This is a genomic window from Streptomyces sp. NPDC006314, assembly GCF_040613075.1.
GTDB lineage: Bacteria > Actinomycetota > Actinomycetes > Streptomycetales > Streptomycetaceae > Streptomyces.
Genome location: NZ_JBEXRL010000004.1, coordinates 315,579 through 329,421, shown reverse-complemented (window position 1 = coordinate 329,421; position 13,843 = coordinate 315,579). Strand labels below are relative to the sequence as shown.

Annotated in this window: 11 protein-coding genes; 8 read left to right on the top strand and 3 right to left on the bottom strand. The window is 71.8% G+C overall.

All coding sequences use genetic code 11. The annotated features are described in order from the left end of the window. The first annotated feature begins 63 nt into the window (after positions 1–63). Entirely contained in the window at positions 64–891 is an 828-nt protein-coding gene (locus ABZ079_RS09565; protein ID WP_356938847.1) for an enoyl-CoA hydratase family protein, read from the top strand. A 6-nt stretch (positions 892–897) separates the two neighbouring features. Then, positions 898–3,255, top strand: a complete 2,358-nt coding sequence (locus tag ABZ079_RS09560; protein ID WP_356938846.1) for a bifunctional salicylyl-CoA 5-hydroxylase/oxidoreductase — start codon at positions 898–900, stop codon at positions 3,253–3,255. A gap of 154 nt (positions 3,256–3,409) precedes the next feature. Here ABZ079_RS09560 and ABZ079_RS09555 read toward each other — a convergent pair whose 3' ends face one another. Continuing rightward, positions 3,410–4,222: a PaaX family transcriptional regulator C-terminal domain-containing protein gene (locus ABZ079_RS09555; protein WP_356938845.1), complete on the bottom strand. Its 813-nt coding sequence runs from the start codon at positions 4,220–4,222 to the stop codon at positions 3,410–3,412. Positions 4,223–4,237: 15 nt separating this feature from the next. Further along, on the bottom strand, positions 4,238–5,830 hold the full coding sequence (locus tag ABZ079_RS09550; RefSeq protein ID WP_356938844.1) for an AMP-binding protein: 1,593 nt from the start codon (positions 5,828–5,830) through the stop codon (positions 4,238–4,240). A gap of 315 nt (positions 5,831–6,145) precedes the next feature. On the opposite strand from ABZ079_RS09550, the gene ABZ079_RS09545 reads away from it, so the two are divergent. Next, on the top strand, positions 6,146–7,279 hold the full coding sequence (locus ABZ079_RS09545; RefSeq protein WP_356938843.1) for an acyl-CoA dehydrogenase family protein: 1,134 nt from the start codon (positions 6,146–6,148) through the stop codon (positions 7,277–7,279). After that, positions 7,276–7,674, top strand: coding sequence for a RidA family protein (locus ABZ079_RS09540; RefSeq protein ID WP_356938842.1), 399 nt, complete (start codon positions 7,276–7,278; stop codon positions 7,672–7,674). The genes ABZ079_RS09545 and ABZ079_RS09540 overlap by 4 nt, the downstream gene beginning before the upstream one ends. A 120-nt stretch (positions 7,675–7,794) precedes the next feature. Here ABZ079_RS09540 and ABZ079_RS09535 read toward each other — a convergent pair whose 3' ends face one another. Next, positions 7,795–8,625, bottom strand: coding sequence for a GntR family transcriptional regulator (locus tag ABZ079_RS09535; RefSeq protein WP_356938841.1), 831 nt, complete (start codon positions 8,623–8,625; stop codon positions 7,795–7,797). 300 nt (positions 8,626–8,925) lie between these two features. Between ABZ079_RS09535 and ABZ079_RS09530 the strand changes: the two genes are divergently transcribed. The 4 genes from ABZ079_RS09530 (at position 8,926) to ABZ079_RS09515 (ending at position 13,653) form a co-directional block, all read left to right on the top strand. Then, positions 8,926–10,206: an extracellular solute-binding protein gene (locus ABZ079_RS09530; RefSeq protein WP_356938840.1), complete on the top strand. Its 1,281-nt coding sequence runs from the start codon at positions 8,926–8,928 to the stop codon at positions 10,204–10,206. Positions 10,207–10,307: 101 nt separating this feature from the next. Continuing rightward, the gene (locus ABZ079_RS09525; protein WP_356938839.1) at positions 10,308–11,306 is read left to right on the top strand and encodes a sugar ABC transporter permease; all 999 of its coding nucleotides are present in this window, start codon (positions 10,308–10,310) and stop codon (positions 11,304–11,306) included. After that, on the top strand, positions 11,303–12,133 hold the full coding sequence (locus tag ABZ079_RS09520; protein ID WP_356938838.1) for a carbohydrate ABC transporter permease: 831 nt from the start codon (positions 11,303–11,305) through the stop codon (positions 12,131–12,133). The genes ABZ079_RS09525 and ABZ079_RS09520 overlap by 4 nt, the downstream gene beginning before the upstream one ends. Positions 12,134–12,141: 8 nt before the next feature. Then, positions 12,142–13,653, top strand: coding sequence for a glycoside hydrolase family 3 N-terminal domain-containing protein (locus ABZ079_RS09515; protein ID WP_356938837.1), 1,512 nt, complete (start codon positions 12,142–12,144; stop codon positions 13,651–13,653). Positions 13,654–13,843 lie beyond the last annotated feature (190 nt).

Here is a 13,843-nt window from a genome sequence, read left to right as displayed (position 1 = left end):
GTAGCACCGTGAGGCACCCACCGCTGCAACGTGAGGCACCGCCGCCCTAGGAGGCCGCACGTCATGAGTCCCTTCACCGGCTCCGCCGCCCGCACCTCCGACTGGGAGCATCTGCGGGTCCAGTTCGCCGACGGGGTCGCCACCGTCACCCTCGCCCGCGCCGAGAAACTCAACGCCCTCACCTTCGGCGCCTACGCCGACCTGCGCGATCTGCTCGCCGAACTCTCCCGGGAACGCTCGGTACGCGCCCTGGTGCTGGCCGGTGAGGGGCGCGGCTTCTGCTCCGGCGGCGATGTCGACGAGATCATCGGCGCCACCCTGTCCATGGACACCGCCCAGCTGCTGGACTTCAACCGGATGACCGGCCAGGTGGTCCGGGCGATCCGCGAATGCCCGTTCCCGGTGATCGCCGCCGTGCACGGGGTCGCGGCGGGTGCGGGCGCCGTCCTCGCCCTCGCCGCAGACTTCCGGGTGGCGGATCCCTCGGCACGCTTCGCCTTCCTCTTCACCCGTGTCGGCCTCTCCGGTGGCGACATGGGCGCGGCCTACCTGCTGCCCCGGATCGTCGGCCTCGGCCACGCCACCCGCCTGCTCATGCTCGGCGAGCCGGTCCGCGCACCCGAGGCCGAGCGCATCGGCCTGATCAGTGAACTGACGGAGGAAGGCCGGGCGGGTGCGGCGGCTCTCGAGCTGGCCCGCCGCCTGGCCGGCGGCCCGGCCCTGGCCCATGCCCAGACGAAGGCCCTGCTGACAGCCGAGCTGGACATGCCCTTGGCGGCGTCGATCGAGCTGGACGCCTCCACCCAGGCGCTGCTGATGAACGGCGAGGACTACGCGGAGTTCCACACCGCCTTCACCGAGAAGCGCCCGCCGAAGTGGCGGGGGAGGTGATCTTTCATGCCACCCTCGGACGCGCCCACCTCGGGGGCGCGGGGAACTGCGCGAGCAACCACGGCGAACCCGCAACCGCCCACGACCGGCCACCCCCTGCGCGTAGCGATCATCGGCGGCGGCCCGGGTGGTCTCTACGCAGCCGCGCTGCTGAAACGGCTGGACCCCGCCAGAGATGTCACCGTGTGGGAACGCAACGCCCCCGACGAGACCTTCGGCTTCGGAGTGGTCCTCTCCGACGAGACCCTCGGCGGCATCGAGCACGCCGACCCCGTGGTCTACGCGGCCCTCCAGAAGGACTTCATCCGCTGGGACGACATCGACATCGTCCACCGAGGCACCCGCCACACCTCCGGAGGACACGGTTTCGCGGCACTGGGCCGGCACCGCCTGCTGGAGATCCTGCACGACCGCTGTCGCTCCCTCGGCGTGAAGATCCACTTCCGTACCGAGGCACCGTCTGCTGACCGCCTCGCGGCGGACCACGACCTCGTCATAGCCGCCGACGGAGTCCACAGCACCACCCGCGAGACCTACGCTCATGCGTTCCGTCCCCATGTGGCCGAACACCGCTGCCGCTACATCTGGCTCGCCGCCGACTTCGCCTTCGACGCCTTCCGCTTCGAGATCGCCGAGACCGAGCACGGCGTGATGCAGCTGCACGGCTACCCGTACGCGGCCGACGCCTCCACCGTCATCGTGGAGATGCACGAGGAGGTCTGGCGGGCGGCGGGATTCGGCGAGGCCACCCCGCAGGAGTCCGTCGAGCGCTGCGCCAAGCTCTTCGCCGACGTGCTCGGCGGCCGCACCCTGCGCTCCAACAAGTCCGCCTGGACGACCTTCCGCACGGTCGTCAACGACCGCTGGTCGCACGGCAACGTCGTCCTCCTCGGCGACGCGGCCCACACCGCCCACTTCTCCATCGGCTCCGGCACCAAGCTCGCCGTGGAGGACGCGCTGGCCCTGGCCGCTTGCCTGGAGGAACAGCCCGACGTGCCCATGGCGCTGGCGGCCTACGAGGAGGAGCGGAGGCCCGTCGTCGCCTCCACACAGCGGGCCGCGCGGGCGAGCCTGGAGTGGTTCGAGAACCTGCGGCTGTACCTCGGCCAGCCACCCCGCCAGTTCGCCTTCAACCTGCTCACCCGCAGCCGCCGCGTCACCCACGACAACCTCCGCCTCCGCGACGCCCACTTCACCGAGGCCGTGGAGCGCGAGTTCGGCTGCCCGCCCGGCACACCCCCGATGTTCACCCCGTTCCGGCTGCGCGGCCTGACCCTGCGCAACCGGGTCGTCGTGTCACCCATGGACATGTACTCGGCCATCGACGGCGTCCCCGGCGACTTCCACCTCGTCCACCTGGGCGCCCGGGCTCTCGGCGGAGCCGGTCTGGTGATGACCGAGATGGTGTGCGTGAGCGCGCAGGGCCGCATCACCCCGGGGTGCGCCGGCCTCTACACCGGCCGGCAGGCCGAGGCATGGCGGCGCGTCACCGACTTCGTCCACACCCGCGCGCCCGGCACCGCGATCGGTGTGCAGCTCGGGCACTCCGGCCGCAAGGGCTCCACGAAGCTGATGTGGGAGGGCATGGACGAGCCGCTGCCCGACGGAAACTGGCCGCTCGTCGCCGCCTCCCCGCTGCCGTACAAGCCGGGCAGCCAGACCCCGCGCCAGCTCTCCCGAGCGCAACTGACCGACATTCGGGAGCAGTTCGCGACTGCCGCCTGGCGGGCCGCCCGGGCCGGCTTCGACCTGCTCGAACTGCACTGCGCGCACGGCTACCTGCTCTCCGGCTTCCTCTCCCCGCTCACCAACCACCGCACCGACGCCTACGGCGGTTCACTGGAGAAGCGGCTGCGCTTCCCGCTGGAGGTCTTCGACGCGGTGCGCGCGGTGTGGCCGGCGGAACGGCCGATGACCGTGCGTATCTCCGCCTCCGACTGGGCCGAGGGCGGTACGACGGCCGAGGACGCCGTCGAGATCGCCCGTGCCTTCGCCGCGCACGGCGCCGACGCGATCGACGTGTCCACCGGGCAGGTGGTGGCCGAGGAGCGCCCGGACTTCGGGCGGTCTTACCAGACGCCGTTCGCCGACCGCATCCGGCACGAGGTCCGCGTCCCGGTGCTCGCGGTCGGGGCGATCTCCTCCTGGGACGACGTCAACTCCCTGATTCTGGCCGGGCGTACCGACCTGTGCGCGCTGGCCCGCCCGCACCTGTACGACCCGCACTGGACCCTGCACGCGGCGGCCGAGCAGGGCTACGACGGCCCCGGTGCCGGCTGGCCCGCGCCGTACCGGGCGGGCAGCCGGCGCCCGCAGACCGGACGCACGGACGCCCCGAGGCCGCGCCTGTCACTCGGCGGCTGAGATGTCAGTGCCCGCTGCTTACCGAAGGTGCGCTCCGCGGACCGCTTCGACGCCGAGGAGTGGGTGCGCACGTTCGTGGCCCGGGCACGCCGGGCCCGGGATACCGGCGCGCGGCCGTACCGCCGGTGCCGCGTGTGAGCCGTACGGTGCCGCCTCACACCCCCGCGAACTCCGCGCCCGCGTCCCGCAGCCGACCGTGCAGTCCCCGGAAGACCTCCGCCGAGCGCACGCCGGGCCAGTCGGCCGGCAGCAGACGGGTGGGCAGGCCCGGATCGGTGTAGGGGAGGTGGCGCCAGGAGTCGAGGGCGAGGAGGTAGTCGCGGTAGGCCTCCTCGGGCGGGGTGTCCGGGCGGTTCTCCCAGGCGTGCAGGACCGGGGCGTGCGCGTCCAGGAAACGCTCGTGCTCCTTGGCGATCGCGGCCAGGTCCCACCAGCGGGCGACCGCTTCGGCCGTCGGTGCGAAGCCCAGATGCTCGCCGCGGAAGAAGTCCACGTACGGGTCCAGGTGCAGCCGGCGCAGCGTATGCCGTGTCTCCTCGTACAGGCGGGCCGGGGCGATCCACACCCCGGGGGCCGCCGTGCCGAAGCCCAGGCCCGCCAGCCGGGACCGCAGCACGTGCCGCTTCTGCCGTTCCGACTCGGGGACGGAGAAGACCGCCAGCACCCAACCCGCGTCCTGGGGAGGTGCCGTCGCGTAGATGCGGCGGTCACCGTCGTCCAGCAACTGGCGTGCCTCGGGGGAGAGTTCGTAGCCCGCCGCGCCGGACTCCGTGCGGGCCGGCACCAGCAGGCCGCGCCGTTTGAGCCGGGACACCGAGGAGCGTACGGATGGCGCGTCCACCCCGACCGCGGCCAGAAGCCGGATCAGCTCGGCGACGGGCACCGGGCCGGGCATGAAGCGGCCGTACGCGCCGTAGAGCGTGACGATGAGGGACCTGGGGGCGTGCTGCTCGGTCACGTTGATCATTTTAGGTCGTCGGTGTCACTGCCGGTCACCCGCGGTGCGCAGCCGGAACCGCTGCAGCTTGCCGGTGGCCGTGCGGGGGAGCGCGTCGAGGAAGACGAACTCGCGCGGACATTTGTAGGGTGCCAGTTCGGACGTGAGGAACGCGCGGAGCGCCTCGGGGTCGCGCCGGGCCCCGTCGCGCAGGACGGTGTACGCCACCGCCACCTGGCCGCGCAGCTCGTCCGGACGGCCCACGACCGCTGTCTCGACCACGTCCGGGTGGCGCAGCAGCGCGTCCTCTACCTCCGGTCCGGCGATGTTGTACCCGGCGGAGATGATCATGTCGTCGGCACGGGCCACATAGCGGAAGTAGCCGTCGGGCTCGCGGACGTAGGTGTCGCCGGTGATGTTCCAGCCGTCGCGCACGTACGCGCGCTGCCGCGGGTCGGCCAGGTAGCGGCAGCCGACCGGGCCGCGCACGGCCAGCAGGCCGGGCTCGCCGTCGGCCACCGGCGCGCCGTCCGTGTCCTGCACGCGCGCCTGCCAGCCCGGCACCGGGACACCCGTCGTGCCGGGTCTGATGTGCTCGTCCGCCGCGGAGATGAAGATGTGCAGCAGTTCGGTCGCGCCGATGCCGTTGATGATGCGTACGCCCGTGCGCTCGTGCCAGGCCCGCCAGGTGGCCGCGGGCAGGTTCTCGCCGGCCGACACACAGCGCCGCAGGGACGAGACGTCGTACCCGTCCAGCGTGTCCAGCATGGTGCGGTACGCGGTCGGGGCGGTGAAGAGGACCGAGACGCGGTGCTCGGCGATCGCGGGGAGCAGCTGCCTGGGACCGGCCTGTTCCAGGAGGAGGGCGCTGGCGCCGGCCCGCATCGGGAAGACCACCAGCCCGCCGAGGCCGAAGGTGAAGCCGAGCGGGGGGCTGCCGGCGAAGACGTCGTCCCCATGGGGGCGCAGCACATGCCGGGAGAAGGTGTCGGCTGCCGCGAGCACATCCCGGTGGAAGTGCATGCACCCTTTCGGGCGACCCGTGGTGCCGGAGGTGAACGCGATCAGGGCGACGTCGTCCGCCGCGGTGTCGACGGCCGGGAACGGGGTGTCGGGTGCCGGGCGGCGCAGGAGGTCGTCGGGTGCGTCGCCGCCGTACGTCGTGATCCGCAGCCCGGGTATCGCGGCCTTCGCCAGGTCGTCCACCGCCCGGATGTCGCACAGCGCGTGCCGCACCTCGGCGATCTGGCACATCGTCGCCAGCTCGTGCGGGCGCTGCTGGGCCAGCACGGTGACCGCGACCGCGCCCGCCTTCAGCACGGCCAGCCAGCAGGCGGCCAGCCAGGGCGTGGTGGGGCCGCGCAGCAGGACCCGGTTGCCGGGGACCATGCCCAGATCACCGGTGAGCACATGCGCGATCCGGTCGACGCGCCCGCGCAGCTCGCCGTATGTCCAGGCGGGCCCGGTCGGGGTACGGAAGACCGGGCGGTCCGGGTCGGCGCCGGTCAGGAGTTCCGCGGCGCAGTTCAGCCGGTCCGGGTAGCCCAGCTCCGGCAGGTCGAACCGCAGCTCGGGCCACTCGTCCGGCGGGGGCAGGTGATCGCGCGCGAAGGTGTCGACGTGGGCCGAGAGGTGCATGACGGTTCGCCCCCTTGCCGTGACAAGCGTCGTGACGGGCGTCGTGGTGGGCACCGGCGTCCTGGCGGGCTCGCCGTTCGAGCGTATCGTGTTGGTGACGGCAGTCAACTGTGCGCGATAACCTCGGAAGGGGGACGGGGGGAGGCCGATGGGGCCGCCCCGGAACGAGACGGGTGAGCCGTGGTGGCCCACTCGGAAGGCCGACGGGGCGAGCCGTGGCGGCCGCCCCGGGAGGTGACCGGGGTGAGCCGTGGTGGCCCGCCCCGGAGGTGACGGGGCCGCCGTGGTGGCCGCCCCTCGGAGGGAGGACCGGCTGTGCCCGCATTCTCACTCGGACCGGAGCAGACCGCCTGGTGTGCCGAGCTGCGCACGCTGGCCGCCGAGCGGCTGAGCCCGCTCGCCGACAAGGGCGAACCGGGCCGCGTCAACCGGCCGCTCCTCGCCGAACTCGGCCGCCTCGGTCTGCTGGGGCGGCTGTTCGCCTCCGGCGCGCTCGACCTGTGCCTGATGCGCGAGTCCCTTGCCCAGACCTGCACGGAGGCCGAGACCGCCCTCGCCCTCCAGGGCCTGGGCGCCCACCCGGTGCATGCCCACGGCACCCCCGCACAGCGCGAGCACTGGCTGCCTCGCGTCGCCGACGGCAGCGCGGTCGCCGCCTTCGCGCTGAGCGAGCCCGGAGCCGGGTCGGATGCGGCGGCGCTGTCCCTCGCCGCCGAGCCCGACGGCGACGGCTGGCGGCTCACCGGCGCCAAGTGCTGGATCTCCAACGCCCCGGAGGCCGACTTCTACACCGTCTTCGCCCGCACCGCGCCCGGCGCGGGGGCGCGCGGCGTGACCGCCTTCCTCGTCCCCGCCGACCGGCCCGGAATCACCGGCACCGCACTGGAGATGATCTCGCCGCACCCCATCGGCGCCCTCGACTTCGACGCCGTGCCCGTCACCGCCGGCGACGTGCTCGGCGAGGTCGACCGCGGCTTCGCCGTCGCCATGGGCACCCTCAACCTCTTCCGGCCCAGCGTCGGCGCCTTCGCGGTGGGCATGGCCCAGGCCGCACTCGACGCCACGCTCGCCCACACACGCCGACGTGAGGCGTTCGACGGGAGACTGATGGACCTTCAGTCCGTGTCCCACCAGGTCGCCGAGATGGCGCTGCGCACGGAGGCGGCCCGGCTGATGGTGTACGCGGCGGCGACGGCGTACGACGAGGGCGCCCCCGGTGTGCCGGGGCGCGCCGCGATGGCCAAGCTGCTCGCCACCGAGACCGCGCAGTACGTCGTCGACACCGCCGTCCAGCTGCACGGCGCGCGCGCCCTGCGCCGCGGCCACCTCCTCGAACACCTCTATCGCGAGGTCCGCGCACCCCGCATCTACGAGGGCGCCAGTGAGGTGCAACGCGGCATCATCGCCAAGGAGTTGTACGCCACGACCCACGACCGGGAGGTCCGGTGACGACCGAGCGCGTCAACCCGTCCGAGCTGTCCCCGCCCACGGGCTTCTCCCACGCCGTGGTCACGGCCGGCTCCCGCGTGGTGTTCCTCGCGGGCCAGACCGCCCTCGACACCGACGGCAAGGTCACCGGCGCCACGCTTCCCGAGCAGTTCGAGAAGGCGCTCGGCAACCTCCTCACCGCGTTGCGCGCGGCCGGCGGCACCCCCGCCGACCTCGCCCGGGTCACCGTCTACACCACGGATGTCGCCGACTACCGCGCCCGAGCCGGCCGGCTGGGGCGCATCTGGCGGGACCTGGCGGGCCGGGACTACCCGGCGATGGCGGTCGTGGGGGTCGTACGACTGTGGGACGAGCAGGCGCTGGTGGAGCTGGACGGGTTCGCCGTACTGCCGTAGGGCGCCGGCCGGGCGGCCCACCAGCAAGCCTCCGGCGCAGGGGGCCGCCGGGTTACGTGTGGTCTCCGGGCGCCACCTGAACAGGACGTCACGCTCGTCCAGGGGGAGAGCGCCCCGGGTTCAGGCGCGGCCGAGACCGCCGTGGGCCGGTCCAGCACCCCTCCGCCGGACCGCGGTGGGGGAGTGACGCACGTCCGGCCGGCGCAACGCGGCGACGAACTTGTAGCGGGAGCCGCGGTATACCGAGCGCACCCACTCCACCGGCGCCCCCTCCGCGTCCCGCGAGTGCCGGGACAGCAGCAGCATCGGCAGTCCCACGTCGGTGCCGAGCAGCTGTGCCTCGCGCGGGGTCGACAGCGAGGTCTCGATGGTCTCGTCGGCCTCCGCGAGATGGACGCCGTACACCTCGGCGAGCGCCGTGTAGAGCGACGGACGGGTGGCCAGCGACCGGCGCAGCCCGGGGAAGCGCCGCACGGACAGGTGGGTCGTCTCGATCGCCATGGGTGCGCCGCTGGCGAGCCGCAGCCGCTCGATGCGCAGCACCCGCTCGCCGATCCCGATGCCGAGCAGTCCCGACAGCTTGTCGTCGGCGGGGATCTCCCCGATGTCCAGCGTCTGCGAGGCGGGTTGCAGGCCCTGGGCCCGCATGTCCTCGGTGTGCGAGGTGAGCTGGAGCGTGCGGTACAGCTTGGGCTGGGCGACGAAGGTGCCCTTGCCCTGGAACCGGTCGAGGCGGCCCTCGCCCACGAGTTCCTGCAGCGCCTGCCGGACGGTGGTCCGCGAGGTGTCGAACCGGACGGCGAGCAGACGCTCCGCGGGCATGGCCGAACCGGGTTCGAGCGCCTCGGCCATGGCGAGGAGCCGCTGCTTGATCCGGTAGTACTTCGGCACGCGCGCGGTGCGGCCGGGCGTCCCCCTGTGTGGCTGGGCGCTGCTGACGTCGGTGGTCATGCCTGCCTTCCCGGCTGTGTCGATGGGCTCCCGTTATAGCGACCAACCGCCCTATGGTCTAGTCCAAACGAACGCTCCAGGGGAAGACCGGACGAAGGGGACGGATGCGCTCCGATGACGTTCTCGTAACGGCCGTAACCGGCTTCCGGACCGCCCTTGACACCCCGAAAGGTCTAGGCCAAGCTCCACGGTACTGGTCTACACCATTAGTGGCCAGGCCCGAGCCCTACGTGCAACAGCGTCGTACGCAGGTCACCGCCGAGGGCGTGGGGGGTTAGTGGCATCCCTGAGGAGGGTGGCGTGAAGCGCAAGCTTGCGGCCGCGATCGTGATCGCGGGCATGATGGTCTCCGTCTCGGCATGTGGCGGCGACGACGGCAAGGACAGCGGCAAGGACGCGGGGCCGAGCAGCTGGAAGGGGCAGACGCTCACGGTCTGGACCATGGACGGTTCCGCGCCGCCGCAGTGGACCAAGGACGTCCAGGCCGCCTTCGAGAAGAAGACCGGTGCCAAGCTCAAGTTCGAGATCCAGAAGTGGGACGGGATCCAGCAGAAGATCACCACCGCCCTCTCCGAGTCCAGCCCGCCGGACGTCATCGAGGTCGGCAACACCCAGACGCCGGCCTACGCCGCCACCGGCGGTCTCGCCGAACTGGGCGACCTCAAGCAGCAGATCGGCGCCGACTGGACGCCGTCGGTCTCGCAGTCCTCCGTCTACGAGGACAAGCAGTACGCCGCCCCCTGGTACTTCGCCAACCGCGTGGTCGTCTACAACAAGAAGATCTGGGCGAAGGCCGGCATCAAGGACACCCCCAAGACCCGGGACGAGTTCTTCAAGGACCTGGAGACCATCGGCAAGAAGACCGACGCCGAGCCGCTCTATCTGCCCGGCCAGAACTGGTACTTCTTCGACGGCCTCACCATCGGCCAGGGCGCCGACCTGGTGAAGAAGGACGGCGGCAAGTACGTCTCCAACCTCGCCGACCCGAAGGTCTCCAAGGCGATGGAGATCTACAAGAAGTACGCCTCCTACTCCAAGGCCCCCAAGGACAAGGACGAGGCCACCCCGCAGCAGGCCCAGGTCTTCGCCAAGGGCAGGACCGGCGCCTTCATCGGCATGGGCTGGGAGGCCGGTACGGCCGTCCAGGCCAACAAGGCCATCGAGAAGGACCTCGGCTACTTCACCATCCCGGGCGAGACGGCCGGCAAGCCCGAGGGTGTCTTCCTCGGCGGTTCCAACCTCGCCGTCGCCCAGGGCAGCAAGAAGCAGTCCCTGGCCAAGGAGTTCCTGAAGATCGCCCTGTCCGACCAGTACGAGGGCGAACTCGCCAAGCTCAACGGCGTCATCCCGAACAAGAAGTCCCTGGAGACCAACCTCAAGGGCAACGCCGTCGCCGAGGCCGCCGCTCCGGGTGCCGCCGTCGGTGGCACCACCCCGCTGATCCCCGAGTGGGGCGCGGTGGAGAACGCCCCGAACCCGATCAAGTCCTACATGACGGCCGTGCTGAACGGTAAGTCCCCGGCGGCCGCCGCCCAGCAGGTCGAGGACGAGATCGACAAGCGCCTGGCCCAGCAGAACTAGACCCGCGCCGGGGGCGCCACGAGGGGCGCCCCCGGCACACGCCTGTGCCGTGCCGTGCGTACGGCCACGGTTTCGTACGGCCACGGAAGAGATGGCAACTCATGTCAGTGCAGACCGAAGGCACGGACACGGCCGGGGAGCCCGCTGTCCGCAAGGGCCGGGTGCCGGCCCCGCCGCGAGGTGGCGAACGCACCGCGGGGAACCCGTCCGGGCGCCGCACCGCCGCCCCCTACCTGCTCCTGCTGCCCGCGCTGCTGGCCACCGTGGTCCTGCTCGGCTGGCCCCTGGTCAGGAACGGCATGCTGTCGTTCCAGAACCTCAACCCGCGGCAGCTCATCCAGCACCTCACCGAGTGGAACGGCGTCGACAACTACCAGGAGGTGCTGAGCGGGGACGACTTCTGGCACGTCGTCGAGCGCTCCGTCTTCTTCACCGCCGCCAACGTCGTACTGATCATGGGGGCCGGCACCCTGGTCGGGCTGCTGCTGGCACGGCTCGGCAAGAGGATGCGGCTGCTGCTCATGGTGGGCCTCGTGCTCGCCTGGGCCATGCCGGTCATCGCGGCCACCACCGTCTACCAGTGGCTGTTCGCCCAGCGCTTCGGTGTCGTCAACTGGGTGCTGGACAAGCTCGGCTGGCACTCGATGGCCGACCACAACTGGCTCCAGACCCAGTTCTCCACCTTCGCCGTGGTCACCCTGCTGATCGTGTGGATGTCCGTGCCCTTCGTCGCGATCAACCTCTACGCGGCCACCACCACGATCCCCAAGGAGCTGTACGAGGCCGCCTCCCTGGACGGCGCCGGCGGCTGGAAGAGCTTCACCTCGGTGACCCTGCCCTTCCTGCGGCCGTTCCTGTACGCCACGACGTTCCTCGAAGTGATCTGGGTCTTCAAGTCGTTCGCGCAGATCTTCGCGATGAACGAGGGCGGCCCGGACCACCTCACCGAGACCCTGCCGATCTACGCCTACGTCCAGGGCGTCGGCAACCAGCACTTCGGCCTCGGTGCGGCGATCTCCTTCCTGACCATCCTGGTTCTGCTCGTCATCACCTCGTACTACCTGCGCATGGTGCTCAAGCAAGAGGAGGACGAGCTGTGAAGCGCTCGCTCTTCGGCCGTATCTGGCCCAACGCGACCGCCGTCGTCCTCTTCGTCGGCTTCGTGTTCCCCGTCTACTGGATGTTCGCCACGGCCTTCAAGCCGACCGGCGACATCATCTCCGAGGACCCGGTGTGGTTCCCCGTCGACGCCACCCTCGAGCACTTCAAGAAGGCCGTCGACGCCGACCATTTCTGGACCCTGGTCCTCAACTCCGTCACCGTCACGGTCCTGTCGGTCGTGTTCTCGCTCGTCATCGCCCTGTTCGCGGCCTTCGCGCTCGCGCGGATGCGGTTCCGGGGCCGGCGCGGTCTCATCGTGACGTTCATGCTGGCGCAGATGGCCCCCTGGGAGGTCATGATCATCGCCATCTACATGATCGTCCGCGACAACGACATGCTCGACAGCCTGGTCCCGCTCACCGTCTTCTACACGATGATGGTGCTGCCGCTGACCATCCTCACTCTGCGCGGTTACGTCGCCGCCGTGCCCAAGGAGCTGGAGGAGTCGGCGATGGTCGACGGCTGCACCCGCATGCAGGCCTTCGTCAAGGTGATCTTCCCGCTGCTCGCCCCCGGCCTGATGGCGACCTCGCTGTTCGGCTTCGTCACCGCCTGGAACGAGTTCCCGCTCGTCCTGATCCTCAACAAGGATGTCGAGAAGCAGACCCTGCCCCTGTGGCTGTCCCAGTTCCAGACCGCCTTCGGCGACGACTGGGGGGCCACGATGGCCGCCTCGTCCCTGTTCGCGCTGCCCATCCTGATCCTCTTCATCTTCCTGCAACGCAAGGCTGTCAGCGGTCTGACCGACGGCGCCGTGAAGGGATGACGTTCCCGATGACCACACTCGCCAGCACGGCATCCGGCAGCGGCTCCGCCGCGGGCGACACCCTCGCCCGGGACGCCCTCGCGGTGCTGCAGCCGGGGTTCGACGGCACCACCGCGCCCGACTGGGTGCGCCGCCGCCTCGGCGAGGGCCTCGCCTCCGTCGCCCTGTTCGGCCGCAACGTCGTCAGCGAGGCCCAAGTCACCTCCTTGACCGCCCAGTTGCGGGCCGAACGGGACGATCTGCTGGTCGCCATCGACGAGGAGAGCGGCGACGTCACCCGCCTCGACGTCCGCACCGGCTCCTCCTTCCCCGGCAACCACGCCCTCGGCGCCGTCGACGACCTCGGCCTCACCCGGGCCGTCTCCCGCGAACTGGGCCGGCGCCTGGCCGCCTGCGGCGTCAACTTCGACTGGGCACCGTCCGCCGACGTCAACGCCAACCCCGACAACCCCGTCATCGGTGTGCGCTCCTTCGGCGCGGGCACCGACCTGGTGGCCCGGCACACCGCCGCCTGGGTCGAGGGCCTGCAGTCCACCGGCGTCGCCGCCTGCACCAAGCACTTCCCCGGCCACGGCGACACCAACGTCGACTCCCACCACGCCGTGCCGCGCATCGACGTCGACGCCGACACCCTCTACGAACGCGAACTGCCGCCCTTCCGCGCGGCCATCGCCGCCGGCACCCGGGCCATCATGAGCGCACACATCCTCGTGCCCGCCCTCGACCCGGACCGCCCCGGCACCCTCTCCCGGCGTGTCCTCACCGAGCTGCTGCGCGACGAACTCGGCTACCAGGGCCTGATCGTCACCGACGGCATGGAGATGCGCGCGATATCCGGCACCTACGGCCTGGAGCACGGCGTGGTCCTGGCGATCGCGGCCGGCGCCGACGCGATCTGCGTCGGCGGCGGACTGTGCGACGAGGGCACCGTGCTCAAGCTGCGGGACGCGCTCGTGGCCGCCGTACGCTCCGGCGAACTGTCCGAGGAGCGGCTGGCCGACGCGGCCGCCCGGGTGCGCCGGCTGGCCCGCTGGACGGCCGAGGCACGCGGCGGCGCGGACAGGACCCGGCCCGACCCGCGGATCGGCCTGGTCGCGGCCCGCCGCGCCCTGACCGTGACCCGCGCCGGTGCCGCCGCGCCGGTCGCCGAGCCGGTGTACGTCGCCCGGTTCAACCCGGCCCCCAACATCGCCGTCGGCGACCAGACCCCGTGGGGGGTGGCCGCCGAGCTGGAGCGGCTGCTGCCCGGCAGCACCTCCGGCTCCTTCACCGGCTCCGACGCGGGCACCGCCGCGCTCGCCGCGGCCGCCGGCCGCCGGATCGTCGCCGTGGTCCGCGACGAGCACCGGCACGACTGGATGGGCTCCGCCCTCGACACCCTGCTCGCCGCCCGGCCCGACACCGTCGTGGTCGAGATGGGTCTGCCACAGGCGCCGCCGCGCGGCGCCCTGCACATCGCCACCTACGGCGCCGCCCGGGTCTGCGGGGTGGCGGCGGCCGAGGCCGTCGTCGCCGGCTGACCCACCGGCCCACCGGCCCACCGGCCCACCGGCCCACCGGCCCACCGGCCCACCGGCCCACCGGCCCACCGGCCGCCCGCCGTCAGCGGGCGGCCGACTTCCTCATTCTCAGGGAACGCGGTGGTCTCCCGCGCCCTGGCGCTTGCCACCGGCACATGTCTCACGCCCGACCCGAAGGTGCTCGCCGATC

Excerpts from the sequence above, each read along its gene's own strand:
- ABZ079_RS09565 (WP_356938847.1), top strand. The coding sequence starts at position 64 with ATGAGTCCCTTCACCGGCTCCGCCGCCCGCACCTCCGACTGGGAGCAT.
- ABZ079_RS09560 (WP_356938846.1), top strand. The coding sequence starts at position 898 with ATGCCACCCTCGGACGCGCCCACCTCGGGGGCGCGGGGAACTGCGCGA.
- ABZ079_RS09555 (WP_356938845.1), bottom strand. The coding sequence starts at position 4,222 with ATGATCAACGTGACCGAGCAGCACGCCCCCAGGTCCCTCATCGTCACG.
- ABZ079_RS09550 (WP_356938844.1), bottom strand. The coding sequence starts at position 5,830 with ATGCACCTCTCGGCCCACGTCGACACCTTCGCGCGCGATCACCTGCCC.
- ABZ079_RS09535 (WP_356938841.1), bottom strand. The coding sequence starts at position 8,625 with ATGACCACCGACGTCAGCAGCGCCCAGCCACACAGGGGGACGCCCGGC.
- ABZ079_RS09525 (WP_356938839.1), top strand. The coding sequence starts at position 10,308 with ATGTCAGTGCAGACCGAAGGCACGGACACGGCCGGGGAGCCCGCTGTC.
- ABZ079_RS09515 (WP_356938837.1), top strand. The coding sequence starts at position 12,142 with ATGACCACACTCGCCAGCACGGCATCCGGCAGCGGCTCCGCCGCGGGC.